This window comes from Halomonas sp. ND22Bw (genome assembly GCF_003011945.1).
Taxonomy (GTDB): Bacteria; Pseudomonadota; Gammaproteobacteria; order Pseudomonadales; family Halomonadaceae; genus Halomonas; species Halomonas halophila.
Window position 1 is genome coordinate 1 of sequence record NZ_PXWD01001303.1, and the last position, 255, is coordinate 255.

1 protein-coding gene is annotated in these 255 nt (G+C 74.9%); it reads left to right on the top strand.

Annotated features, from left to right (window positions below):
• Positions 1 to 255: glycosyltransferase (locus CVH10_RS22390; RefSeq protein ID WP_181244688.1), on the top strand; the 255-nt coding region annotated here is incomplete at both ends.

The following is a 255-nucleotide window of genomic DNA, read 5'->3' on the forward strand; positions in this document are numbered from 1 at the left end:
CCGCCGGGCCGGTCGGCGGGGCCAGGGCGGCGCGCGAGCTGTGGCAGGGCCGCGCGAGGGCGGCGGAACTGTATCGCACGTTCAAGCCGGCGGCGGTGGTCGGCTGCGGCGGCTATCCGGCGTTTCCGGCGCTGTCGGCGGCGTTCGCGGGCGGAATCCGCACCGCCGTGCACGAACAGAATGCCGTGCTGGGGCGCGTCAACCGGCTGGTCGCGGGCAAGGTGGACGCGATCGCCACCAGCTATCAGGAGACCG